The sequence below is a fragment of the Nitrobacter hamburgensis X14 genome, assembly GCF_000013885.1.
Classification (GTDB): Bacteria; Pseudomonadota; Alphaproteobacteria; order Rhizobiales; family Xanthobacteraceae; genus Nitrobacter; species Nitrobacter hamburgensis.
On sequence record NC_007964.1, the window covers coordinates 3,558,148 to 3,581,261 of the forward strand.

At 64.6% G+C, this 23,114-nt stretch carries 22 protein-coding genes; 12 read left to right on the forward strand and 10 right to left on the reverse strand.

What is annotated here, in order from left to right; genetic code table 11:
• Positions 1-47 precede the first annotated feature (47 nt).
• The 3 genes from NHAM_RS16545 (at position 48) to NHAM_RS16555 (ending at position 5,750) form a co-directional block, all read left to right on the forward strand.
• Positions 48-710, forward strand: a complete 663-nt coding sequence (locus NHAM_RS16545) for a DsbA family protein (RefSeq protein WP_011511620.1) — start codon at positions 48-50, stop codon at positions 708-710.
• A gap of 304 nt (positions 711-1,014) precedes the next feature.
• Positions 1,015-4,521 (forward strand): chromosome segregation protein SMC, encoded by a 3,507-nt coding sequence (gene smc / locus NHAM_RS16550; protein WP_041358263.1) that lies wholly within the window; start codon positions 1,015-1,017, stop codon positions 4,519-4,521.
• Between the two features lie 158 nt (positions 4,522-4,679).
• Positions 4,680-5,750 carry a small ribosomal subunit Rsm22 family protein gene (locus NHAM_RS16555; protein ID WP_011511622.1) on the forward strand — a complete coding sequence of 357 codons (1,071 nt, stop codon included), beginning with the start codon at positions 4,680-4,682 and terminating at the stop codon, positions 5,748-5,750.
• A 7-nt stretch (positions 5,751-5,757) separates the two neighbouring features.
• Here the strand turns inward: NHAM_RS16555 and NHAM_RS16560 are convergent, their stop codons facing one another.
• Positions 5,758-6,111: a YbaN family protein gene (locus tag NHAM_RS16560; RefSeq protein WP_198137048.1), complete on the reverse strand. Its 354-nt coding sequence runs from the start codon at positions 6,109-6,111 to the stop codon at positions 5,758-5,760.
• A 280-nt stretch (positions 6,112-6,391) separates the two neighbouring features.
• Between NHAM_RS16560 and NHAM_RS16565 the strand changes: the two genes are divergently transcribed.
• The 4 genes from NHAM_RS16565 (at position 6,392) to NHAM_RS16580 (ending at position 10,056) form a co-directional block, all read left to right on the forward strand.
• Positions 6,392-6,952 (forward strand): LemA family protein, encoded by a 561-nt coding sequence (locus NHAM_RS16565; RefSeq protein WP_011511624.1) that lies wholly within the window; start codon positions 6,392-6,394, stop codon positions 6,950-6,952.
• A gap of 168 nt (positions 6,953-7,120) precedes the next feature.
• Entirely contained in the window at positions 7,121-8,284 is a 1,164-nt protein-coding gene (locus tag NHAM_RS16570; protein ID WP_011511625.1) for a M48 family metallopeptidase, read from the forward strand.
• A gap of 214 nt (positions 8,285-8,498) precedes the next feature.
• Positions 8,499-9,257: a hypothetical protein gene (locus tag NHAM_RS16575; protein ID WP_011511626.1), complete on the forward strand. Its 759-nt coding sequence runs from the start codon at positions 8,499-8,501 to the stop codon at positions 9,255-9,257.
• A 130-nt stretch (positions 9,258-9,387) separates the two neighbouring features.
• Entirely contained in the window at positions 9,388-10,056 is a 669-nt protein-coding gene (locus NHAM_RS16580; protein ID WP_041359179.1) for a hypothetical protein, read from the forward strand.
• Between the two features lie 40 nt (positions 10,057-10,096).
• Here the strand turns inward: NHAM_RS16580 and NHAM_RS16585 are convergent, their stop codons facing one another.
• Together NHAM_RS16585 and NHAM_RS16590 are read right to left on the reverse strand one after the other, a co-directional pair.
• On the reverse strand, positions 10,097-10,636 hold the full coding sequence (locus tag NHAM_RS16585) for an adenine phosphoribosyltransferase (RefSeq protein ID WP_011511628.1): 540 nt from the start codon (positions 10,634-10,636) through the stop codon (positions 10,097-10,099).
• Positions 10,637-10,766: 130 nt separating this feature from the next.
• Positions 10,767-12,959, reverse strand: coding sequence for an anthranilate synthase component I (locus NHAM_RS16590; RefSeq protein ID WP_011511629.1), 2,193 nt, complete (start codon positions 12,957-12,959; stop codon positions 10,767-10,769).
• A gap of 320 nt (positions 12,960-13,279) precedes the next feature.
• Here NHAM_RS16590 and NHAM_RS16595 point away from each other — a divergent pair, with 320 nt between their 5' ends.
• Positions 13,280-13,777: a YbhB/YbcL family Raf kinase inhibitor-like protein gene (locus NHAM_RS16595; RefSeq protein WP_041359181.1), complete on the forward strand. Its 498-nt coding sequence runs from the start codon at positions 13,280-13,282 to the stop codon at positions 13,775-13,777.
• A 76-nt stretch (positions 13,778-13,853) separates the two neighbouring features.
• On the opposite strand, the gene NHAM_RS16600 is transcribed toward NHAM_RS16595, so the two are convergent.
• Both NHAM_RS16600 and petA read right to left on the reverse strand, forming a co-directional pair.
• Complete coding sequence (locus NHAM_RS16600) at positions 13,854-15,920, reverse strand: cytochrome c1 (RefSeq protein ID WP_011511631.1); 2,067 nt, start codon at positions 15,918-15,920, stop codon at positions 13,854-13,856.
• A gap of 62 nt (positions 15,921-15,982) precedes the next feature.
• Positions 15,983-16,510 carry a ubiquinol-cytochrome c reductase iron-sulfur subunit gene (petA, locus tag NHAM_RS16605; protein WP_011511632.1) on the reverse strand — a complete coding sequence of 176 codons (528 nt, stop codon included), beginning with the start codon at positions 16,508-16,510 and terminating at the stop codon, positions 15,983-15,985.
• Positions 16,511-16,707: 197 nt separating this feature from the next.
• On the opposite strand from petA, the gene NHAM_RS16610 reads away from it, so the two are divergent.
• The 3 genes from NHAM_RS16610 (at position 16,708) to NHAM_RS16620 (ending at position 18,244) form a co-directional block, all read left to right on the forward strand.
• Positions 16,708-17,178 (forward strand): tRNA (cytidine(34)-2'-O)-methyltransferase, encoded by a 471-nt coding sequence (locus NHAM_RS16610; RefSeq protein WP_011511633.1) that lies wholly within the window; start codon positions 16,708-16,710, stop codon positions 17,176-17,178.
• A complete protein-coding gene (gene queE / locus NHAM_RS16615) occupies positions 17,175-17,807 on the forward strand; it encodes a 7-carboxy-7-deazaguanine synthase (protein ID WP_011511634.1) in 633 nt (210 codons plus the stop codon). Before NHAM_RS16610 ends, queE begins: the two co-directional genes overlap by 4 nt.
• A gap of 71 nt (positions 17,808-17,878) precedes the next feature.
• Complete coding sequence (locus tag NHAM_RS16620) at positions 17,879-18,244, forward strand: 6-pyruvoyl trahydropterin synthase family protein (protein ID WP_011511635.1); 366 nt, start codon at positions 17,879-17,881, stop codon at positions 18,242-18,244.
• A gap of 123 nt (positions 18,245-18,367) precedes the next feature.
• On the opposite strand, the gene NHAM_RS16625 is transcribed toward NHAM_RS16620, so the two are convergent.
• Positions 18,368-19,006: a tetratricopeptide repeat protein gene (locus tag NHAM_RS16625; RefSeq protein ID WP_011511636.1), complete on the reverse strand. Its 639-nt coding sequence runs from the start codon at positions 19,004-19,006 to the stop codon at positions 18,368-18,370.
• Between the two features lie 369 nt (positions 19,007-19,375).
• On the opposite strand from NHAM_RS16625, the gene hemF reads away from it, so the two are divergent.
• Positions 19,376-20,263, forward strand: coding sequence for an oxygen-dependent coproporphyrinogen oxidase (gene hemF, locus NHAM_RS16630; protein WP_011511637.1), 888 nt, complete (start codon positions 19,376-19,378; stop codon positions 20,261-20,263).
• Between the two features lie 7 nt (positions 20,264-20,270).
• Here hemF and NHAM_RS16635 read toward each other — a convergent pair whose 3' ends face one another.
• The 4 genes from NHAM_RS16635 to NHAM_RS16650 are packed head-to-tail and all read right to left on the reverse strand — an operon-like array spanning position 20,271 to position 23,063.
• On the reverse strand, positions 20,271-21,527 hold the full coding sequence (locus NHAM_RS16635) for a CCA tRNA nucleotidyltransferase (protein WP_011511638.1): 1,257 nt from the start codon (positions 21,525-21,527) through the stop codon (positions 20,271-20,273).
• Positions 21,524-21,787 (reverse strand): DUF6111 family protein, encoded by a 264-nt coding sequence (locus NHAM_RS16640; RefSeq protein WP_011511639.1) that lies wholly within the window; start codon positions 21,785-21,787, stop codon positions 21,524-21,526. Before NHAM_RS16640 ends, NHAM_RS16635 begins: the two co-directional genes overlap by 4 nt.
• Positions 21,784-22,449 (reverse strand): CoA pyrophosphatase, encoded by a 666-nt coding sequence (locus NHAM_RS16645; RefSeq protein ID WP_011511640.1) that lies wholly within the window; start codon positions 22,447-22,449, stop codon positions 21,784-21,786. The genes NHAM_RS16640 and NHAM_RS16645 overlap by 4 nt, the downstream gene beginning before the upstream one ends.
• An 8-nt stretch (positions 22,450-22,457) precedes the next feature.
• Positions 22,458-23,063, reverse strand: a complete 606-nt coding sequence (locus tag NHAM_RS16650) for a DUF1285 domain-containing protein (RefSeq protein WP_011511641.1) — start codon at positions 23,061-23,063, stop codon at positions 22,458-22,460.
• Positions 23,064-23,114: the final 51 nt, after the last annotated feature.

Consider the following 23,114-nt stretch of genomic DNA (forward strand, 5'->3'; position numbering starts at 1 on the left):
GCGAATTAATGTTTTCAGGCGCGCCGCGCCGTTTCGGGAGCAGACCCTTGATCATCACGCGCCGCGCTTTTAACGCCGCCCTCTCGCTGAGCGGGCTCGCCGCCTTCGCAACTCTTTCGCCCTGGCGCCTGATCGGCGAGGCCATGGCCCAGAGCGCCACCGCCGCGGAGGTTGCCAAACCGGTCTCACTGCCGGACATGGCGCTCGGTCCCAAGGACGCCGCCGTTACCATCACCGAATACGCCTCGATGACATGCCCGCACTGCGCGCGCTTTGCGGAAGACGTGTTCCCGAAAATCAAGGCGGCCTATATCGACACCAACAAGATCCGCTACGTATTCCGCGAATTCCCGCTCGACCTCAAGGCCGCCGCCGGCTCGATGCTGGCCCGCTGCATCGCCAAGGACGACGCCGGGAAATATTTCGCCATCATCAACGCGCTGTTCAAGTCGCAGGATGAATGGGCCGGGCCCAAGACCACGGAATCGCTGAAGCTGATCGGCAAGCAGGCCGGCCTCAGCGGACCGGAGGTCGAAACCTGCCTGAAGGATCAGGCCCTGCTCGACAAGATCGCGGCCGACCAGAAGTACGCCAACGAGGTTTTGAAGGTGAACTCGACGCCGACGTTCTTCATCAACGGCGAGATGGTGAAGGGCGAGGTCTCGTTCGAGGACCTCAAAAAGAAGATTGATCCCCTGCTGAAGAGCTGATGGGCGAAACGCTCCCTGCCGTCGTCCCCGCCTCGTGCGCAATTGCGCACGAGGCGGGGACGACGCTGACAGTTTTGGTTGGCGCCCTGACCAGCTCTGACTCAGTTTCAAACAAGCCCGGCGCGGGTTCCAACCTAACTCCCGCAAAAGCCTCTGGAAAAGCCGGTTTGCGCGGTTGCCCTGATGCGCCGCCCTCGCCATTGTCGAACCTCGCGAGATGCGCGACTCAGGAGCTGCCGGCAATACTGCATATGGTATTGTAATTGTGGGCTGATTCGCGTCTTGCCAGCAGAGCAGAATGCCCATGAAACTCACGCGCCTTCGTCTTCACGGTTTCAAGTCGTTCGTCGAACCCACCGATTTCGTGATCGAGCCCGGCCTCACCGGCGTGGTTGGGCCGAACGGCTGCGGCAAGTCCAATCTGGTCGAGGCGCTGCGCTGGGCGATGGGCGAGACCTCGTACAAGTCGCTGCGCGCCGCCGATATGGAAGCGGTGATTTTCGCAGGCTCCGGCAACCGTCCGGCGCGCAACCACGCCGAAGTGGTGATGTCGATCGACAATTCCGATCGCACCGCGCCGTCTGCCGTCAACGATTCCGAGACGCTGGAGATTTCGCGCCGGATCGAGCGCGAGGCCGGCTCGGTTTATCGCATCAACGGCCGTGACGTTCGTGCGCGGGACGTGCAGATCCTGTTCGCCGACGCCGCCACCGGCGCACGCTCGCCGGCGCTGGTTCACCAGGGCAAGATCGGCGAGATCATCCAGGCCAAGCCCGAGCAGCGCCGCCGCGTGCTGGAAGACGCCGCCGGCGTCGCCGGCCTGCATGCGCGCCGTCATGAAGCCGAGTTGCGGCTGAAGGCCGCTGAAACCAATCTCACCCGCGTCGAGGATGTGATCGGCCAGCTCGCAGGCCAGATGGAGGGCCTCAAGAAGCAGGCGCGGCAGGCGATCCGCTATCGCGATGTCGCGGCGAAAGTGCGCAAGGCCGAGGCCATGCTGTTTCACCTGCGCTGGCTGGAAGCCCAGGCCGAGGTGACGGAAGCCGCCAGGATCCACGACCTCAATGTCCGCGAACTGGCCGAACGCACCCGCGAACAGGCCGAAGCCGCCCGCCTCCAGGCGGAGCGTGCGTCCGAATTGCCGTCGCTGCGCGAGGCGGAAGCCCGCGCCGCCGCCGGTCTGCAGCGCCTCACCAGCGCGCGGGAAGCGCTGGACCGCGAGGAGGAGCGCGCCAGGGAGCGCGCCGCCGAGCTCGATCGCCGGCTGACGCAGCTTGCATCCGACATCGAGCGCGAGCAGCGGCAATCATCCGATGCCGACGACGCCTTGCGGCGGCTCGACGTCGAGGACGTCGAGCTGAAGGACGAGATCAAGTCGCGCATCGAGACGCGCAGCGGTGTCGACGAGCGCTGCACGCAGGCGGAAGCGACGCTGGCCGCGGCCGAAGCCACGTTTGCGGAGTTGACGCGGGCGCTGGCCGACCTCACCGCCAAGCGCAACCAGCTTGAATCGAACGTGCGGACCCATCGCGACCGTCTCGCGCGCATCGATCAGGACATCGCGGGCGTCGAGCGCGAGAGCGAAGCGTTGGCGCAGCAGACCAGCGGTTTCGGCGATCTCGATGCGCTGGCCGCAGCGATCGAAGGCGCGCAGGAGGCGCTGGCGCAATCGGAAAGCCTGAGCCGCGAGCGCGAGGCCGAACATGCCGCCGCACGCAGCCGGCTCGACATGGCGCGCTCCGGCGTCGAAGCCGCGCGCGGACCGCTGCAGGATGCCGACAAGCGCGCCCAGCGGCTCGAGACCGAAGCCAAGACCATCGCCAAGATTCTCAACGGCGAAAGCAAGAACCTGTGGCCGCCGATCATCGACGGCATCAGCGTCGACAAGGGTTACGAGAAAGCGATCGGCGCCGTGCTCGGCGACGACCTCGACGCACCGGTGGATCCGTCCGCGCCGATGCGCTGGACCGGCGCGACGGTCACGGCAGACGATCCGGCGCTGCCCGAGGGCGTGGAATCCCTTGCGGCCCATGTGCAGGCGCCGCCGGAACTGGCACGCCGTCTCGCCCAGATCGGCGTCGTCGCCAAAGAGCGCGGCGCGGCGCTGGTTGCGCATCTGAAAACCGGCCAGCGGCTGGTGTCGCTCGAAGGCGATGTCTGGCGCTGGGACGGCTTTGTGACCGCGGCGCATGCGCCGACCGGCGCGGCGCGCCGTCTCGCCGAGCGCGCCCGGCTGGCCGATATCGAGAGCGAGATCGAGCGCGCGCGCACTGAGGTCACCGAGCGGCGGCATGCGCTGGAAGCGACCCAGCAGGCCGTCGCCGCCGCCAGTCAGGCCGTCGCCGCCGCCGCGTCAGCCGAGAGCGAGGCGCGCAATGCATGGCGTATGGGCCAGCGCGAGGTCGATGCCGCGCGCGAACGCCATGCGAGCACCGAACGCGAGATCAACCGCCACGCGGCGCGCCGCTCGGCGCTGACCGAAGCGCACAGCCGCCTGACCAGCAACCGCCTTGAGGCCGCCGCCGCCCACGAGACCGCGACGGCGGCTCTTGACGCGTTGCCGCCGAGCCTCGACACCGAGACGAAGCTCGGCGAGGTGCGGACCGAGATCGACGGCCATCGTCGCCTCGCCGCGCAGGTGCGCGCCGAGGCCCAGGCGCTGGCGCGCGAAGCCGAACTCGCCGATCGCCGCCTGCAGGCGATATCGGCCGAACGCAACGAATGGCAGACCCGCAGCCAGAGCGCGGCTTCGCAGATCGCGACCATCGAGGCGCGCGTCACCGAAGTGAAGACCGAACGCGCCGACCTCGACAACGCACCGACGCTGTTCGCGGAAAAGCGCAGCGCCGTCATCAGCGAGATCGAGCACGCCGAGAAGGATCGCCGCGACGCGGCCGACGCGCTCGCCACGGCTGAGGCCGTGATGGCGGAAACCGATCGCGCCGCGAAGATCTCGCTGGAGGCGCTGTCGGGCGCGCGGGAGACCACCGCGCGCGCCGAGGAACGCATGGACGGCAGCAAGCGCCGCCTCGAGGATACCGAACGGGAAATCCGCGACATGCTCGAGGTCGAGCCCGACGCGGTCGCCTCGCTGGCCGAGATTCAGCCCGGCGTCGAACTGCCGCCGCTGCCGGAGATCGAAGTCGATCTCGAGAAGCTGCGCCGCGACCGCGAACGCCTTGGCGCCGTCAACCTGCGCGCCGAGGAGGAACTGGGCGAGGTCGAGACTCAGCACACCTCGCTCGCCACCGAACGCGACGATCTGGTGGAGGCCATCAAGAAGCTGCGCACCGGCATCCAGAGCCTCAACCGCGAGGCGCGCGAGCGGCTTCTGACCTCGTTCGAGACCGTCAACACCCACTTCAAGCGGCTGTTCACACAGTTGTTCGGCGGCGGCGAGGCGGCGCTGCACCTGATCGAGAGCGACGATCCGCTCGAAGCCGGCCTCGAGATCATCGCCAAGCCGCCGGGCAAGAAACCGCAGACGCTGTCGCTGCTCTCGGGCGGCGAACAGGCACTGACCGCGCTGGCGCTGATCTTCGCGGTGTTCCTCACCAATCCGTCGCCGATCTGCGTGCTGGACGAAGTCGACGCGCCGCTCGACGACCACAACGTCGAACGGTTCTGCAACCTGCTGCACGAGATGACGGGCGCCACCGAAACGCGCTTCATCGTCATCACCCACAATCCGATCACCATGGCGCGGATGAACCGGCTGTTCGGCGTCACCATGGCCGAGCGCGGCGTCTCGCAACTGGTGTCGGTCGACCTCGAAAATGCGGTGAAGATCCTCGACCAGAACGTGGCGTGAGACCTCTTCCCTTTCCCCTCGTGGGAGAGGGGCGACGCGAGTCGCGCTTCCCGTCATTGCCGGGCTTGACCCGGCAATCCATCCTCCTTCCTGGATGGATGCCCGGATCAAGTCCGGGCATGACGGTTTTTCATGTAGCAGATGGCATCTGTTCTGAGATGATCCCGCCCGCCCTTCCCGCCGCACTGCGCGCCGCGCTCGATCGCAAGGCGCACGGCCTCTCCCGCAGCGATGCCGCCGCGCGCGCGGCGGCGATCTCGCAAACCTATCGCGGCGGCGGCGGCTCGGGTGCGATCCGGGGCGAATCCGACGCACTCGCCTATGCACTGGCGCGGATGCCCGCGACCTATGCGGCCGTCGTCGCCAGCCTCAATGCGCTCCGCGAAATACGCCCCGAGTTCGCGCCGGGAAGCCTGCTCGACGTCGGCGCCGGACCCGGTACCGCGACATGGGCGGCGGCGCAGGCGTTCGATTCCCTCGACGAATTCACCGCGCTCGACGCCAATCCGGCGCTGCGGATTCTCGCGCTCGACCTCGCCGCCGATCACGCGCGGCTGCACGGCCTCCGCTATGCGCAAAGCGAAGCGTCGGCCGGACTGCGCGACGCGGCCGCGAGCGCCGATCTCGTCGTCGCGAGCTATGTCATCGGCGAAATGAATGCCGACCGGCAGGACGCGCTCGCTGACCTGATGTGGGCCGCAACCCGCGACACGCTGCTGGTCGTCGAGCCGGGCACGCCTGCGGGCTATCAACGTATCCTCGACCTGCGCCGCAGGCTGGTCGCCCAAGGCGCGCATGTCGTTGCGCCCTGCCCGCACAACGAAGAATGCCCGCTCATAACGTTTTCAGCGAAGCATGTCCTCGGGCGTGACCCGAGGATGGGCACCGCTTCGCGTGAAGAAAACGCGTCAAAACAAAAAGCCGCGCCGGACTGGTGCCATTTCGTGCAGCGACTGCCGCGATCGCGCGCGCATAAGCACATCAAGGGCGCTGAGCTTCCCTTCGAGGACGAGAAATTCAGCTACGTCGCGCTGGCCCGAACGCCCGCCCGGCAACATCCGGCGCGGGTGCTGGCGCCGCCGTTGGTCACCAAGGCCGAGATGCGCGTCAAGCTATGCCGGCCGGACGGACACGCCAGCCTCGCGACATTCCGCCGTCGTGACAAGGCCGCCTATGCCCGCGTGCGCCGGCTCGGCTGGGGCGACACCGTCAACCTGATCGAGACGTAACTCTCGCCTATGACGGCCGCGTAAAGACGTAAGTCAGCCCGGTCAGCATCAGGAGCGCCACCGCCGCAGTGAGCCACGGCCCCGGATGGCTGCCAAACCAGAAACCGGCAAAACCGATCGCGGTGCCGCCCAGCGCCATCAGCTTGGCCTTTGCCGGGATCGCGCCGCGCTCGCGCCAGCCGCGCAGCAGCGAGCCGAAACGCGGATGCTGCAACAGCCAGTTTTCCAGCCGGGGTGAGGAGCGCGCAAAACAGGCGGCGGCCAGGATCAGGAATGGCGTCGTCGGCAGCACCGGCAGGAACGCGCCGACAAAGCCGAGTGCAACCAGCCCGATACCCAGTACCAGAAACACGCAGCGCATCATCCGCGACGTGGCGGCCCGCGGGTCCACGGCAGTGGCCACCGCTGCGCCGAAAGACTGTTCGTCCGCGATCATTCGCTCGCCGTCCTGATCCGCCACATCAAAAATCCTGCAGGTCCATGCTTCCCATAGAACAAAATGCCGGACAACTTGAACTTTTCTAAGGATATTCCAGACCTAAAGGTGCCGCCTCCCGGCGGAACCTGCCGTTTGCTGCCGCTCGCGCGTGATTTCGCCTACGGTAGCCGCCTTCGCATCATCTTATTCAGGAGCCCTTCTCATGTCGACCGGCTGGATTGTTCTCGGCGCCATCGTCGTTCTCGCTGTGTTCGCGCTTGTCGCTTATAACCGACTGGTCGCACTCAGCCAGCGCGTCGGCCAGGCCTTCGCCGACATCGACGTGCAGCTCAAGCAGCGTCACGACCTGATCCCGAACCTTGTCGAAACCGTGAAAGGCTATGCCGCTCACGAGCGCGGGACGCTGGACGATGTCGTCAAGGCCCGCAACGCCGCGATGTCGGCGCAGGGGCCGGCGCAGGTCGGCGCCGCCGAGAACCAGTTGAGCGGCGCGCTTGGCCGCCTGATCGCGCTGTCGGAGGCCTATCCGGACCTGAAGGCCAGCGCCAACTTCCAGCAGCTCGCCGGCGAACTGTCCGACCTCGAGAACAAGATCGCCGCCAGCCGCCGCTTCTTCAACAACGCGGTCCAGGAATACAACACCGCCATCCAGCAGATGCCGGCGGCGCTGTTCGCCGGGACGTTCGGTTTCACCCGCAAGGAGTTCTTCGACCTCGGCGCCAGCCGCACCGTGGTGGAGCAGACGCCGCAGGTGAAGTTCTGAGCGGAACGAATGCAATTCGACTGTCAAGACGAGGAACCCCGTTCCTCGTCTTCGAGCAACGACAGCGACGAGGCCCTCCAGTCTTTCTGAGAACAACTGGATTACTGGCTTCACTCGCAATGACGGCGACCTGATTTCACACCTCAAGCATTCCAACCCGGCACAGCGATGGCAGTCTACGGTCTCTACACCCACATCGCATCGAACAAGATCCGTTCGATGTTTTTGCTCGCCGGGCTGTTCGTCCTCATTTACGTGATGGTGTTCGCGGGCGCGCTGATCGGCGAAGTCCTGCAGTTCGACGCCAGCCGCACCGCGACGTTCTATCTCACCCGGGCCTGGCATGACCTGATCGTCGCCTTCCCCTTCGCCACGGCGGGTTCGGCGCTGTGGATCGTGATCGCCTATTTCTTCCATCAGTGGCTGATCGATGCGGTCACCGGCGGCCATGATGTCAGCCGCAAGGACCAGCCGCGGCTCTACAACCTGCTGGAAAACCTCTGCATCTCGCGCGGCATCCCGATGCCGAAGCTGAAGGTGGTGAACACCGACGCGGTCAATGCCTTCGCCACCGGCCTGAACCGCCGCCAATACGCCATCACCGTCACCACCGGTCTGATGAAGGCGCTCAACGACCGGGAAATGGAAGCGGTGCTCGGCCACGAGCTGACCCACATCCGCAACGGCGACGTGCAGTTGATGGTGGTCGCCGTCGTCATCGCCGGGGTGATCGGCTTCGTCGCCGAGTTGTTCTTCCGCATCTTCTTCAACAGCGGCACGCGGATCAGCGGCGGAGGTTGGCGCTCGTCCCGCTCGTCCTCGTCCAGCGGCAGCAGCGACAGCAAGGGCGGCGGAGGCGGCGCCATCATCGCCGTGATTCTCGCCGTGGCCCTGATCGCGCTGGCCTGGTTTTTGTCGCAGGTGGTGCGGCTGGCGCTGTCGCGCTCGCGCGAACTAATGGCCGATGCCGGCTCGGTCGAATTGACCAAGGATCCAGATGCCATGATCTCGGCGCTGCGCAAGATCGAGAACCGCGGCGAGCTACCGGGCGCGACCTCGGCCGTGATGGAAATGTGCGTCGACAACCCGCGCGAAGGCTTCGCCGACCTGTTCGCCACCCATCCGTCGATCGAGACGCGGGTGCGCGCGCTGGTGACATATGCCGGCGGCCACGATCCCGGCCCGATGCAGCCGCACAACCAGCCCGAGCGCGCCGCGACCGATCCCAAACTGCCCGGCGGACAGGAACTCGCGCCGGGGCCGTGGAGCGAGCCCACGCCGCCGGCCAGCGCGCCGCCGCCCGCTCCCGGCCCGTGGGGCAATCGCTCCTGATCTTCTGATCGTCGCCGTGTCGAAGCCGGTTCCTGCTCGCGCAGCGCGCAAGCGGCCGCGATATCTTCACGCCTTAACGAATTTTACCAGATTTAACATATCGAATTGAATTCTCCCTCGTTTCTGCCATGGTCGCGCCCCAAGCCAGCATTGGGGATATTCCGGCCACGCGACCAGGCGCGGTTGCGGATTTCAGCTTGCTCAAAGGGGTCTCATGGCGAAGCCAGCAGTGATTGTGGTCGGTGCGGACAAGGGCGGGGTCGGCAAGACCACGGTTTCGCGCACCGTGCTCGACTATTTCAACGCCAACAACGTGCCCACCCGTGCCTTCGACACTGAATCGCCGCGCGGCACGCTGAGACGCTTTCACCCGGATATCACCGAGATCGTCGACATGACGACGACCTCGGACCAGATGAAAATCTTCGACACGCTGAACACGGCCAAAGCCAGCGTCACCGTGATCGACGTCCGCGCCGGAATGCTGTCCCCGGCGCTGGGCTCGCTTCGCGACATCGGATTCCTCGATGCGGCCAAGGCCGGGCAGATCACCTTCGCGGTGTTCCACATCCTCGGCCCCTCGATCGCCTCGCTGGACGAGATCGCGGAGACCGCGAACTTCATGTCCGGCGCGAAATATTTCCTGGTGAAGAATTTCATCAACAACACGAGCTTCTTCGAGTGGGACCAGGCGACCTACAACTCCTACTTCCACAAGATCAAGGACGCGACCGAGATCACCATTCCGAAGCTCAACGAGATGGCCTACGAGCAGGTCGAGGTCTCCTCGGTGCCGTTCCTCAAGTTCGTGGCCAACAAGGGACAGAAGAACGAGTCCGCGAACTACTCGTTCGTCCTGCGCGGCTATGTCCGCCACTGGCTCGCCAATGTCTGGCGCGAGTTCGACCGCATCAAGCTCACCGACATTGTCGCCTCCAAGGAGAAGGGCAGCTCCCGCGCATCGAGCAAGTAGCCGGTCGTTTGAGATTCCAGACCGCCGCCGAAGCGGCGTCCTCAGATGTGCGCAATTGCGCATCGAGAATGACGGTGGAGAGTTTTTCGACATCCTGCTAGATCGGGATCATCTCTCCGATATGTCTGTCATGCCCCGCACGCCTGTCTACATCATCTGTTCGCCCCGTCCCCAGGTCGGCAAGACGCTGATCGCGCGGCAGCTCAGCGAGTATCTCCGCTTGCAGCGGGGCGATGTCCTTGCGTTCGACGTCAACCTGAAGGAACCCTCGCTGGTCGACTACCTGCCGCGCCTCACCGAGACCGCGGAGATCGACGACACCTTCGGCAAGATGGCGCTGATGGACCAGTTGATCGTCGATGACGGGCTCGCCAAGGTGATCGACCTCGGCTACCACGCCTTCGATGAATTCTTCGGGATGATCGAGGAAATCGGCTTCGTCAAGGAAGCCGCCCGGCGTGGTGTAGCGCCGGTTGTCCTGTTCATCGCCGACAGCGACCGCGTTTCCGCACGCGGCTACCAAACCCTGCGGGCAACGCTGCCGCCCGGCGCGGTCGTTATCGTCGATAACGAGTTCGTCCTGCGCGGAGAACTGCCCGAGACCTTCATACACAGTCGGGTGATGCACATCGCAGCACTTCCGGCGTTCCTCAAGAGTTACATCGACCGACTGACCTTCTCCTTCACCGACTATCTGCGAACGGAGAAGGATACATCCACCGAACTGCATCAGTGGACCCGTAACAACTATTTCAGTTTCCGCGAGATCGAACTGCAACTGGCGCAGCAGCGGGGGTGAGCAAGTCCATCGCCTTCACCCTCCCGAGTGGGTGAAGAATTCAATGCCCCCCGAACGCCATCAGCGTCCGCACCGGGACATCCATCGCGTGCAGCTTGGCGGCGCCGCCAAGGTCCGGCAGGTCGATGATGAAGCAAGCCGCAACGACATCGGCGCCGATCTGGCGCAGCAGCTTCACCGCACCCTCGGCCGTGCCGCCGGTCGCAATCAGATCGTCGACCAGAATGACGCGCTCGCCCTTGGCGATGGCGTCGACATGCATTTCCATTTCATCGGTGCCGTATTCGAGCGCATAGGCCATCCGCACGGTCTGATGCGGCAGCTTGCCCTTCTTGCGGATCGGCACGAATCCGGCAGAGAGCTGGTGCGCCACCGCGCCGCCGAGGATGAAGCCGCGCGCCTCGATGCCGGCAACCTTGTCGATCTTCGAGCCGGCCCAGGGATGCACAAGCTGATCCACCGCGCGGCGGAACGCGCGCGCGTCGCCAAGCAGCGTGGTGATGTCGCGGAACATGACCCCCGGCTTCGGATAATCCGGAATGGTGCGGACGGAGGCCTGCAGATCGTCTTCGAATGTCATGTGGCTTTCCCAAATCGAGATGACCGCTGCATCGTCATTGCGAGCGCAGCGAAGCAATCCAGTGACCTAGGGAGCGCAGTCTGGATTGCTTCGTCGCTACGCTCCTCGCAATGACGGGCCGAAATCCAGGTCACGCTCCTCCCCGACCTTCCCCCCCAAGGGGGGAGGGAGATAGAGCCAGCCGGAACGCATTCTCCACGATCCGCAAGCCGACCTCGCCGCCGAGTGACATCAGCGATTCGGGGTGAAACTGCACGCCGCCGACCGGCAGCGTCTTGTGCTCGATCGCCATCGGCACGCCGTCGTCGGTGGTCGCCGTCACCTCCAGCACGTCGGGTAGACCGTCGCGCTCGACATACAGCGAATGATAGCGGCCGATCACGATCTCGTTCGGCAGATTGCGCATCAGCCGCCCGCCGCGATTCTGTACCCGCGACGGCCGGCCATGCGCCGGCTGTGCGAGCTGGCCGAGACGGCCGCCAAAATACTCGCCGATCGCCTGCACGCCGAGGCAGACGCCGAACACCGGCAGCTTCTTCTCCAGCGCGGTGCCGATGGTTTTGGCCATGCCGAAATCCTCGGGCCGGCCGGGACCGGGCGACAGCACCAGCAGGTCGTAGCTCTGTTTGTCGAGCATGTCCTGGGCGTGGACGTAGCGCACCACGGTGACGCGGGCGCCGACCTGGCGAAAATAATCCGCCAGCATGTGCACGAAACTGTCGTCGTGGTCGATCAAAAGCACGCGCTTGCCGGAGCCGGTCGCGTCCGGCGCCACCGCCGAGAGCGGCTTCGGCGCATCGCCGCGCAGCGCCTGAAACAGCGCCGCCGCCTTGGTCTGGCACTCGCGGTCCTCAAGCTCCGGCTTGCTGTCGAACAGGCAGGTGGCGCCGACGCGCACCTCCGCGAGCCCGTCCTTCATGCGTATGGTGCGGATGGTCAGGCCGGTGTTGATCGAGCCGTCGAAGCCGACGACGCCGAACGCGCCGGCGTACCAGCGCCGCGACGAGCGTTCGTTGTCCTCGACGAACTGGATCGCCCACTTCTTCGGCGCACCGGTCACCGTCACCGCCCAGGCGTGGGTGAGAAACGCATCGAGCGCATCGAAGCCGGGCCGCAAGATTCCCTCGACGTGGTCGACGGTATGAAACAGTTTCGAGTAGGTCTCGATCTGGCGGCGCGCGAGCACCTTGATCGTTCCCGGCATACAGATGCGCGCCTTGTCGTTGCGATCGACGTCGGTACACATGTTGAGCTCGAACTCGTCCTTCTCCGAGTTCAGCAGCTCGCGGATCTGCTCGGCGTCGCCGATGGCGTCGGCGCCGCGCGCGATGGTGCCGGAGATCGGGCAGGTCTCGATCCGGCGGCCGTCGCTGCGCACGAACATTTCCGGCGAGGCCGACACCAGAAATTCGCCGTCGCCGAGATTGACCAGCCCGCCATAGGGCGACGGGTTGATCCGGCACAGCCGCTGGAACACTTCGGCCGGCGTGCGCTCGCACGGCTCGGCAAACAACTGTCCGGGCACCGCCTCGAACAGGTCGCCGCGTGCGAACGCCGCACGCGCGGTTTCCACCGTGGCCTGATACTCCCCAGGTGCGTGATCGGTGAAACCCTGCCGCCCGGTCTTGGTGTAAACGCTATCACCGGTGTCCGTGGCCAACCCTTCGGTGGACCGGCCGCCGAAGGCGAACTCGAAATTCAGCGTTACGCCGCGGCCGGTGGCGCGGTCATAGGCGAGCAGCCGATCCGGGACGAACAGCACGATGTCGCGCTGGTCGGCCTCGCGCGCGCGCTTCTGCACCAGATCTTCCATCTGGAACACGAGATCGTAGGCGAAGGCGCCGTAGAGCCCGAGCATGGGATCGTCCGGCGACGCGAACGCCGCCACCAGCGCCCGCACCAGCGCCATCACGCTGGCGCGCCGGGTGCGCTGTTCCTCTTCCACCGGCGCCTCGCCGCGCACGATGTGACCGGCGATCCGGCGCGCGGTCTTTTCGGTGACGACCGCACAGGGTTCGCTTAAGGTGTCGCCGAGGAAAGCGATCAGCACCTCGCCACGGGCATTGGTGGCTTCGATGGCAAAATTCAGTCCGGTGGTTTCGATTTTGAGCGGCGGATCGGCAAAGCCGAGGTCGAAACTCTCATAACGTCCCGGCACCGTCGTGCCCGACGACAGCACCAGGCCGCGGCGGCGGTCGAGTAGGCCGATCAGATCGTCGAGCCGGCTGCCGCCGGTAAAATGCTCGATCGACCGGCTGATGACCAGACCACCGGCGGTCGCGTACTCGCTTTGCGCGGGAAGGGAAAAGACGGTCCTGTTCATGCGGTCCTCTTACGAGACTTGCGGAGGGAGCGCCACACAGGACAAACGAAAAAAGGCCGTCGTTCTGCATGACGGCCTTTGACGATCAAAACTGAAACAAAATCGCACCGGCCACCTTCAGAAGGTGGGCCACCAGAGACGGGTCAGGCGGGCGACGGTGTTCATAGCCGCGAAATCATCACCCTGATTGCGCGATGTCAAGGGCGTTCACGGCCGGGCGCGGGCCGCTTTTGCAGCGAATTCGAACCCGCTGCGATCACGCGGTTGCGCATCAAGCAATCCGGGCTAGATTCGACGTGACCCTGAACCGGGAGGACATCATGACGTTCAAAGCCGTGAGCGACAGTTTCAAGGACGGCGACTACCTCGGCAAGGATCATGTCCTGTCGGCGGATTTCGGTTTCGGCTGCGCGGGCGGCAACCGGTCGCCGCACCTGCGCTGGAGCGGCGCGCCGGAGGGCACGAAGAGCTTCGCCGTGACCTGCTACGATCCGGACGCGCCGACCGGCAGCGGCTTCTGGCACTGGGTCGTCATCAATATTCCGGTCTCGGTGACGGAGCTTACGCTCGACGCCGGCAATCCCAAAAGCGGCAAGCTTCCGAAGGGTGCGCTGCAGACCCGCACCGATTTCGGCGCCGCCGGCTATGGCGGCCCCTGCCCGCCTGAAGGCGATCACCCGCATCGGTATTTCTTCACCGTGTATGCCGTCGGCGGCGACATCAACGCCAACGCCGACACCTCGGCGGCGGTGATCGGGTTCCAGCTTCATTTCAACACGCTGGCGAAATCGGCGGTGATGGGCCTGTTCAAGCGCTGACGGCGGGCCCGCGTTCCCGAAACGAAAAACGGCTCCCGCAAGAGAGCCGTTTTGATTCAGCGCGTCCCACACAAATTCAATGCGCGTCGGCCCAGACCGCCTTCTTGGTGAAGTAGAGCAGCCCGGCAAACACGAGCATGAAAATCATGACCTGCAGACCGATCCGCTTGCGCTCCTCCAGCTTCGGCTCGGCGGCCCACATCAGGAAGGCGGACACGTCCTTCGCATATTGATCGACCTTCTGCGGCGTCCCGTCGTCATACGTCACCTGGTCGTCCGACAGCGGGTTCGGCATCTTGATGGCATGGCCCGGGAAGTACTGGTTGTAGAACGAGCCCTCCGGCAGCGCGAACCCTTTGGGCGGCTCGTCCTTGAAACCGGTCAGGAGTGCATAGATGTAATTCGGGCCTTTTTCCTGGAACTGGGTAAAGGCATCGAAGATGAACTGCGGGAAGCCGCGCTCGTAGCCGCGCGCCTTGGCCATCAGGGAAAGATCGGGCGGAGCCGCACCGCCGTTGGCCGCGCGAGCGGCGTTCTCGTTTGGAAACGGCGCCGGAAGCCTGTCGGCGAGACGTCCCGGCCGCTCGAACATGTCGCCGGCGTCGTTGGGACCGTCCTTCACCTGGATCTCGGAAGCCAGCGCTTCGGCCTGGGCGATGGAAAAGCCCGGACCGCCGGGATCGGCCAGGTTGCGATAGTGCAGCAGGTTCATCGAATGGCAGGACGCACAGACGTCCTTGTAGACCTTGTAGCCGCGCTGCAGCTGGCCCTGATCGAATTTTCCGAACGGGCCCGCGAACGACCAGCTCAGCGAGGACGGAGCCGGCGGGCCATGCCCCTCCGCCGCCCGCGCCGTCGAGCCGCTATCCAGCGCCAGCAATCCGACGGCCGCGAGCACCGCCAAGGCCGAGGCCACATAGCGTTTCTTCCCCAACACGTCGTCGGCGATCGAATTGGGAACAGTGCGAGGCTTCTCGATGCGGCTCAGGGTCGGCAGCACGATCAGGAAATAGGCGAAGTAGCACACCGTCAGGATGCGCCCGACGATCACATAAATGCCTTCCGGCGGCTGCGCGCCCAGATAGCCGAGGCCGAGACAGACCGCGACAAAAATCCAGAAGAACTGCTTGGCGAGCGGACGATAACGCACCGAGCGGGTCTTGGCGGAATCGAGCCAGGGCAGGAAGGCCAGAACCAGAATGGCGCTGAACATCGCCACCACGCCCGCGAGCTTGTTCGGGATCGAGCGCAGGATCGCGTAGAACGGCAGATAGTACCATTCCGGCACGATGTGCGCGGGCGTCACGCCCGGGTTGGCCGGGATGTAGTTGTCGGGATCTCCGAGATAGTTCGGGATGTAGAAGACGAACCAGCAATAGAACAGGATGAAGCAGGACAGGCCGAATGCATCCTTGGTGGTCGCGTAAGGTGTGAACGGCACCGTATCCTTCGCGGTCTTGGGCTCGACGCCGGCCGGATTGTTCTGACCGGCGACATGCAGCGCCCAGACGTGCAGCACAACCACGCCCGCGATCACGAACGGCAGCAGGTAGTGCAGCGAGAAGAAGCGATTGAGCGTCGGATTGCCGACCGAATAGCCGCCCCACAGCAGGGTCACGATGCTCTCGCCGAAATAGGGAATGGCGGAGAACAGGTTGGTGATGACGGTCGCGCCCCAGAAACTCATCTGACCCCACGGCAGCACGTAGCCCATGAAGCCGGTCGCCATCATCAACAGGTAGATGATGACGCCGAGGATCCAGAGGACCTCGCGCGGTTCCTTGTAGGAGCCGTAATACAGGCCGCGAAGCATGTGGACATAAACGGCGATGAAGAACATCGAGGCGCCGTTCGAATGGAGATAACGCAACAGCCAGCCGTAGTCGACGTCGCGGACGATGGCTTCGACCGAATTGAAGGCCATGGTCGCTTCCGGCGTGTAGTGCATCGCCAGGATCACGCCGGTTACGATCTGCACGGCAAGCATGAAGGAGAGGATGCCGCCGAACGTCCACCAGTAGTTCAGGTTGCGCGGCGTCGGATAGGCGACGAACGAGGAATGCACGAGGCCGAAGATCGGCAAGCGCCGCTCGATCCATTTGATGACGGGATTTTGCGGCTGGAAGCTGGATGGTCCGCTCATGATGCGATCCTGAATGCGATCCTGAGGAATGAACGACGCGTTCGGGGCGGGTCTTTTTGGCCTTATCCGATCTTGATCTTGCTGTCGGACACGAAGGCGTAAGGCGGGACGGGAAGATTGAGCGGCGCAGGCCCCTGGCGGATACGGCCGGAGGTGTCGTACACCGAGCCGTGGCAGGGACAGAAGAAGCCGTCATAGGCGCCCTCATGGGCGATCGGGACGCAGCCGAGGTGGGTGCAGATGCCGATCACGACGAGCCACTGGTCATGACCTTCCTTGACGCGCGACTGGTCGCTCGCCGGATCGGGCAGGCTTGCGACATTGACGTTACGGGCGTCCTCGATCTGCTTCTTGGTGCGGTGGCTGATGAAGATCGGCTTGCCGCGCCAGAACACCTTGATGTCCTGCCCTTCGGCGATCGGAGCGAGATCGACCTCGATGGGCGCGCCGGCGGCGATCGTGGAGGCATCCGGATTCAGCTGAGCCACCAGCGGCCACGCAGCAGCAGCCGCGCCGACGGCGGCGACGGCGCCGGTTGCTACAAAAAGGAAATCACGGCGGCTTTGTCCTGCCGAAGACGATGTCGTCACGATTCCAGCCCTTTCTTATCCGCTGACGGTCTTGTTGCTATTAGTATAACCACTCCAGGGATGCATCTTGCGAGCGGCCGTTCTATTGGCACCCTCGCCGGATGAGCGCAAGTGCGCTATCGGTCTCACTCGCTCACTCGTGCAGTGCACAAAATCTGCCGGCAGCCGCGAAGCCGTTTCATGAGAGCCGTGAGCCAATGCGGATTGCGCTTTTTCAACCCGATATCCCGCAGAACACCGGGACAATTCTCCGTCTGTGTGCCTGCCTCGATGTCGAAGCCCATATCATCGAGCCGGCCGGATTTCCGGTCTCTGATCGCCATTTCCGCCGCGCGGGCATGGACTACCTCGATCAGGTCGCCATCGTGCGCCACGATTCCTGGCCAAAATTCCAGCAATGGCGCGCCGCAAACGGTGGACGGCTGGTCCTGTTCACGACCAGAGGCGCCCTGCCCTATCTGGACCATCGCTATGCCGATACCGATATTCTTCTATTCGGGCGTGAAAGCGCCGGGGTCCCGGACGCCGTCGCAGCGGCCGCCGATGCCCGTCTGGTGATACCTGTTAAGGCAGGCTTGCGCTCGCTCAACGTCGCCATGGCGGCCGCGATGGCGGTGGGCGAGGCTTTGCGGCAGACAGGGCCGGCTGTCCCGGAAAGGATTTCGTGAGCTACGCGGTCAAAGAGATTTTTCTGACGTTGCAGGGCGAGGGCGCCCATGCCGGCCGGGCTGCGGTATTCTGTCGCTTCGCCGGCTGTAACCTGTGGAGCGGCCGCGAGGAAGACCGCACCTCGGCCATCTGCCGATTCTGCGACACCGATTTCGTGGGCATGGACGGAACGCGGGGCGGGCGCTACGCCGCCGCAGACGAACTGGCCGACACCGTCGCTGCGCAATGGACCGGATCGGCCCCCCATCGCTACGCGGTGTTGACGGGGGGCGAGCCGCTGTTGCAGGTGGACAAGGCATTCGTCGACGCTCTGCACGCCCGCGGCTTCGAGATCGGCATCGAGACCAACGGCACCATCGTGCCGCCCGACGGCATCGACTGGCTGTGCGTCAGTCCGAAGGCCGGCGCGGATTTGCGCGTCACCAAAGGTCACGAACTCAAGCTGGTCTATCCGCAGGCAGGTGCCCGGCCCGAGGACTTCAAGGATCTCGCCTTCGAGCGATTTTCGTTGCAGCCCATGGACGGGCCGGACGCGGCCGACAACACCGCGCGCGCCATCGACTATTGCATGCGGCATCCGCAGTGGCGGCTCAGCCTGCAGACGCACAAGACACTGGGGATCAGGTAGACGAAGCCGCGATACAAATGAATAAAAGCGTCATGCGCGGCTTCGGATGAGATAGAGGCAGATTTTCAGGAATGTGGGAGTTGACGAAATCGTTCCGCTTCGAGGCGGCGCACTCGCTGCCCGGAACGACATTTGGGGCCGCGAGCATGGAAATCCACGGCCATTCGTTCCGCGCCGAGGTGAGCGTCCGCGGCACGCCTGATCCTGCGACCGGCATGGTGCTCGATCTCGGCCTGCTCGAACGCGGCATGGGCGAGGTCCGGAACAAGCTCGATCATAAGCTCCTCAACAACGTCGAAGGACTCGGCCCGCCGACGCTGGAGAATCTGGCGCGCTTCATCTGGGATCATGTCCAGCCCGCAGGACAAGTGACGCGCGTCAGCGTGCATCGCGACAGTTGCGGCGAAAGCTGCACCTATTTCGGCCCGCGGATCTAGAGCCTTTTCGCTTCTGATGAAATCAGAAGCGGGCTCTATGTTTTTGATTTGACGCGTTTTCTTCACGCGAACCGGTATCCATCCCCGGGTCAAGCCTGAGGACATGCTTCGCTTGAAAACGCTCTAAGAACTGCGGGTACCCCCCTTCGCCAGCGCCCGCTTGTAGAGCGGCTCGGCATCGGCGTGGCGACCCTGGGCGCTGTACAGGTCGGCCAAATTGTTCAGCGCCGACGCGACATCGGGGTGATCGGGGCCGAGCGACTTCTCCCGGATCGTCAGTGCCCGCTCGTAGAGCGGCTCGGCATCGGCGTAGCGGGCCTCTTCCTTGTAGACCGAGGCCAGATTGCTCAGCGCCGACGCGACAGAGGGGTGATCGGGGCCGAGCACCTTGTGGAAGATCGCGTGTGCTCGCTTGTAGAGCGGCTCGGCATCGGCGTAGCGACCCTGGGTCCTGTACAGGGAGGCCAGACCGTTCAGCGTTTGCACGACCTCGGGGTGATCGAGCCCGAGGGCTCTTTTCCAGGTCGCCAGCGACCGCTTATAGAGCGGCTCGGCATCGGCGTAGCGAGCCTGGGCGCTGTACAGTTCGGCCAGATCGGTCAGTGCCAGCGCGACAGAGGGATGATGGGGCCCGCGCGCCTTCTCGACGATCGCCAGTGCCTGTTGGTAGAGCGGCTCGGCCTCGGTATAGCGACCCTTCTCTTTGAAGAGTTCGGCCTGATCGTTTAGCTTCGCCGCAAGCATGATATCGGACACAGCCATGAATGGTGCACTCCTGACGCACAGACGAGTTTAGCAAAAAAGCGGACGCCGATATGCCTAGTGAAGTAAATTTGACATTGCGACCCACCTATCCGCACGTCTCGGACGCGAATGTCAAATTCAAAACTCCGCTAGCAACTTATATTTGCTAGTGATCCTTAGATTCTAACATTCGCAAGAAGGCGCGCTGCAACGGGATGCGAATGTTAGAATCGGACCACTAGAGCGGGATGAGGAAAAGTGTGTGGCGGTTTTCCGCCCGCATCCCGCTCTAAAATAATATTGGAATCGATCACGTTCATGATTTTGGATCGATTCGATCCAAAATCATCGTGATCTAGCCGGTTTCATCCCATGAAGGAGACCTCCATGGAGGCAGCCTCGTACGACGATCATAAAACCCGTGCGCGAGCCTGGTTCGAGCAACTGCGCGACGATATCTGCGCCGCTTTTGAAAAGCTGGAAGACGACGCGCCCGCCTCGCTCTACCCCGGCAGCGCAGGGCGTTTCGTCCGCACGCCGTGGGAGCGCACCGACCACACCGGCCAACCGGGCGGCGGCGGCGTCATGTCGATGATGCACGGGCGGCTGTTCGAGAAGGTCGGCGTGCACTGCTCGACCGTGCATGGCGAATTCGCGCCGGAGTTTCGCGCCCAGATTCCGGGGGCCGAGGCCGATCCCAAATTCTGGGCGTCGGGCATCTCGTTGATCGCTCACATGCGCAATCCGCATATTCCCGCCGTTCACATGAACACCCGCTTCGTGGTCACGACGAAAGCGTGGTTCGGCGGCGGCGGCGACCTGACGCCGGTTCTTATGCGGCGACGCACCCAGGAGGATGCCGACAGCGTCGCCTTTCACGCGGCGATGAAGTCGGCATGCGATGCCCATGCCGCCATCGCGGACTATGACAAATACAAGACCTGGTGCGACGAGTATTTCCATCTGCCGCATCGCAACGAGGCGCGCGGCATCGGCGGCATCTTCTACGACTGGCATGACAGCGGCGACTGGGACGCCGACCTCGCCTTCACGCAGGATGTCGGGCGCGCGCTGCTCAAGGTCTACCCCGAACTGGTGCGGCGCAACTTCAACACGCCGTGGACCGCGGCCGATCGCGAGGAGCAGTTGATCCGGCGCGGACGCTACGCCGAATTCAATCTGCTTTACGACCGCGGCACCATCTTCGGGCTGAAGACCGGCGGCAACGTCGAGTCGATCCTGTCCTCGATGCCGCCCGAGGTGAAGTGGCCATAGATCACGTTCACAACCGGTGATCGCGCGTGAAACGCGCGACGGTCTGATCCGCAATCGCCGAGAGCTGCGCGGAATCGAGCGGGAAATCCGCCGCAAGCCAGGCATCTTCCGCAATCGTCAGAACATGTCCGAGCGCCGGACCTGCCGCTATTCCGCGGCCGACGAAGTCCTCCGCCTTCAATGGAAACGCCGGCGGCTGCCAGCGCTGCGGCAGGGTTGCGACGTTTAGCCACAGCCCCGGATCCGCGCCGAGGCCCGCCCGCGCCCAGGCCTGCATCAGCCGGTCGCGGAAGCGCGGCGCTCCTAGCCGGTACAGCCGCCGCCGCGCGGTGGCCTCGTCCATGCTGCCGAGCCGCCACCAGCGGTGGCCCATCGAATCCAGTTGCTTGGCCTCGGCATTGGAGAGCCGTAAACGCTGCGCGACCCGCCGCGCGTCTTCGGTGACCGATACCGCAAGCGCCGCGAGCCGGCGAATCGGATCCGGCGCGAGCCCCAGCGCGCGCTCGGCGGCGATCATCGCCGCGAGCGGCCCGCGATAGGCGACGCCGCCGAGAATGGCCAGTAGCAGCCCGCCATCCTCCATCGCGACCAGCGCCTCCACGGCTCCCTCCGCGACCAGCAGCTTCAGCATCTCCGCCCGCAATCGTTCGGCCGACAGCGTGGCAAGTCCGGCGCGACCGCGGATGCAGGCGAGATAGCCGGCCCGGTCGGGTTCGCCTGCGCCATAGGCGGCGTGGATGCGGAAGAAGCGGAGAATACGCAGGTAATCCTCGGCGATGCGCCGGTCCGGATCGCCGATGAAGCGCACGCGCCTCGCCGCGATGTCGTCGAGTCCGCCGACATGGTCGTGCACCGTGCCATCGCTGCCGACCGACAGGCCGTTGATGGTGAAATCGCGGCGCTCGGCATCGCGCGCCCAGTCGCGGCCGAACGCGACCCTGGCCTTGCGGCCGAAAGTCTCGACGTCCTCGCGCAGCGTCGTGATCTCGAATGGCCGGCCATCGACGACCAGTGTGACGGTGCCGTGCTCGATACCGGTCGGAATGCTCTTGATGCGGGCGGCGGCCGCGCGGCGGATCACCTCCTCGGGCAGCGCCGTGGTTGCGATGTCGATCTCGCCGACCGGCAGGCCCATCAGGGCGTTGCGCACCGCGCCGCCGACGACGCGCGCCTCCTCGCCGTTTCCACCGAGCAGCGCGAGAACGCGCACCGCAGGACCCGATTTCAGCCAGCCCGCTTCGCTTAGCGAGCAGGCCGTGGTCACCTCTCGACTCCGGGCACGAGTTTGCCGTTCTCGACATGCGCCGGGATGTAGGTCGAATCCGGCGGCGCGCCCGAAAACCGCGCCAGCAGAATGAAGCTGACGACGACCAGCAGCAGCGCCGCCAGCGTGAGCCTCTTGACGATGTGCGCCGGCCACGAGGCGGCGATCATAAAGTCCACACGGTTAGCGGCAAGGAACGCCGCATAGATCGCGAACGGAATCAGGAAGATTCCGAGCTCCATAAGAACCGGACGCATCATTTGAGATAGACTCGCTCGTACAGCACGCGCAGGATCCCGGCGGTCGCGCCCCAGATATAACGTTCCTCGAACGGCATCTCGTAGAACGAGCGCATCCTGCCGCGGGCCAGCTTCCAACCCTGTTTGTGGTTGTCCGGGTTCATCAGAAACGACAGCGGCACCTCGAATGCCTCTTCCACTTCACCCGCATTGATATGAAGGTCGAACCCCGGCCTCACTCGCGCCACCGTGGGCAGGACACGGTAGCCAAAACTCGTGCCGTAGAGATCGAGATACCCGATCGGCTCGACGAAGTCGCGAGGCAGCCCGACTTCTTCCCACGCCTCGCGCAACGCCGCGTCGACCGGCGAGGCGTCGGTCGCCTCGATCTTGCCGCCGGGAAATGCGATCTCGCCGGCGTGGTCGCTGACACGGGCCGATCGCTTTGTCAGCAACACAGTCGGCTCGTCGCGCGCCACCACCGCGATCAGTACCGCCGCCGCCCGCATCGGCTCTTCCCGGGCGGTCTCCTGGAGTATGAAATCGCGGCCCTGATCGCCAGTCGACGGAGCGATGCCGGCGTCGGTCAGCCCCGGGGGGATGTCGAATCGCAGCCGCGCCCGCGCACGGTCGAAAAAATCCTCGGTGCCGGCATCGGTGGTCGCGGCGCCTTTCTTCTCCATAGGCTCGGTCAACCTGTGTCCCTCACCTGTTCCGCATCCGCCATCGCAAAGAACTCGCCGCCCGATTCGATCCCGAACATCATCCGTCCATCGATCATTCGTTGCTCGCCCATGTCAACAAGATCGTAATACAGCGCCCGCGTCACCTTGGCCCAGAGGCCGGCCCGAACGTGCAGATAGGGCTTCAATCCGCCGCCCTCCGAGGGCTCGAAGCGCAGCCGATGCCCAAAATCGCACGGTACCCAGTCGCCGACATTGGTGCGGAACCGGAGCCGGCGGCCGTTTTCGTCCCGCTCCACGATCATCTCGACGGCGAGAAACGGCGCGTCATCGACGCAGATGCCGACCTTCTCCACCGGCGTCACCAGAAAGTGTTTGCCGTCCTCGCGCTTCAGGATCGTGGAGAACAGCCGCACCAGCGCCGGGCGGCCGATCGGCGTTCTCATGTAAAACCAGGTGCCGTCGCTGGCGATTCGCATGTCCAGATCGCCGCAAAACGGCGGATTCCACAAATGTACCGGCGGCAGACCCTTGCCGGGCGAACCGGCGGCACCACGCGCGGCGGTCGTCAGCCCGTCCAGTGTCAGGTTCTCGGACCGCCCTTGCTTCGCCATGGTTTACCCCGAGGTTGGTCGCCTGTTCTGGCACAAAGGCGGACACAAGCC

Bases quoted from the DNA above. Each gene is read 5' to 3' on its own strand.
- NHAM_RS16595 (WP_041359181.1), top strand. From the start codon at position 13,280: ATGACGTTCAAAGCCGTGAGCGACAGTTTCAAGGACGGCGACTACCTC.
- NHAM_RS16565 (WP_011511624.1), top strand. From the start codon at position 6,392: ATGTCGACCGGCTGGATTGTTCTCGGCGCCATCGTCGTTCTCGCTGTG.
- NHAM_RS16585 (WP_011511628.1), bottom strand. From the start codon at position 10,636: ATGACATTCGAAGACGATCTGCAGGCCTCCGTCCGCACCATTCCGGAT.
- NHAM_RS16645 (WP_011511640.1), bottom strand. From the start codon at position 22,449: ATGGAGAAGAAAGGCGCCGCGACCACCGATGCCGGCACCGAGGATTTT.
- smc (WP_041358263.1), top strand. From the start codon at position 1,015: ATGAAACTCACGCGCCTTCGTCTTCACGGTTTCAAGTCGTTCGTCGAA.
- NHAM_RS16625 (WP_011511636.1), bottom strand. From the start codon at position 19,006: ATGGCTGTGTCCGATATCATGCTTGCGGCGAAGCTAAACGATCAGGCC.
- NHAM_RS16590 (WP_011511629.1), bottom strand. From the start codon at position 12,959: ATGAACAGGACCGTCTTTTCCCTTCCCGCGCAAAGCGAGTACGCGACC.
- NHAM_RS16610 (WP_011511633.1), top strand. From the start codon at position 16,708: ATGCGGATTGCGCTTTTTCAACCCGATATCCCGCAGAACACCGGGACA.
- NHAM_RS16580 (WP_041359179.1), top strand. From the start codon at position 9,388: ATGCCCCGCACGCCTGTCTACATCATCTGTTCGCCCCGTCCCCAGGTC.
- NHAM_RS16570 (WP_011511625.1), top strand. From the start codon at position 7,121: ATGGCAGTCTACGGTCTCTACACCCACATCGCATCGAACAAGATCCGT.
- NHAM_RS16620 (WP_011511635.1), top strand. From the start codon at position 17,879: ATGTGGGAGTTGACGAAATCGTTCCGCTTCGAGGCGGCGCACTCGCTG.
- NHAM_RS16600 (WP_011511631.1), bottom strand. From the start codon at position 15,920: ATGAGCGGACCATCCAGCTTCCAGCCGCAAAATCCCGTCATCAAATGG.
- NHAM_RS16650 (WP_011511641.1), bottom strand. From the start codon at position 23,063: ATGGCGAAGCAAGGGCGGTCCGAGAACCTGACACTGGACGGGCTGACG.
- hemF (WP_011511637.1), top strand. From the start codon at position 19,376: ATGGAGGCAGCCTCGTACGACGATCATAAAACCCGTGCGCGAGCCTGG.
- NHAM_RS16560 (WP_198137048.1), bottom strand. From the start codon at position 6,111: ATGCGCTGCGTGTTTCTGGTACTGGGTATCGGGCTGGTTGCACTCGGC.
- NHAM_RS16555 (WP_011511622.1), top strand. From the start codon at position 4,680: ATGATCCCGCCCGCCCTTCCCGCCGCACTGCGCGCCGCGCTCGATCGC.
- NHAM_RS16575 (WP_011511626.1), top strand. From the start codon at position 8,499: ATGGCGAAGCCAGCAGTGATTGTGGTCGGTGCGGACAAGGGCGGGGTC.
- NHAM_RS16640 (WP_011511639.1), bottom strand. From the start codon at position 21,787: ATGATGCGTCCGGTTCTTATGGAGCTCGGAATCTTCCTGATTCCGTTC.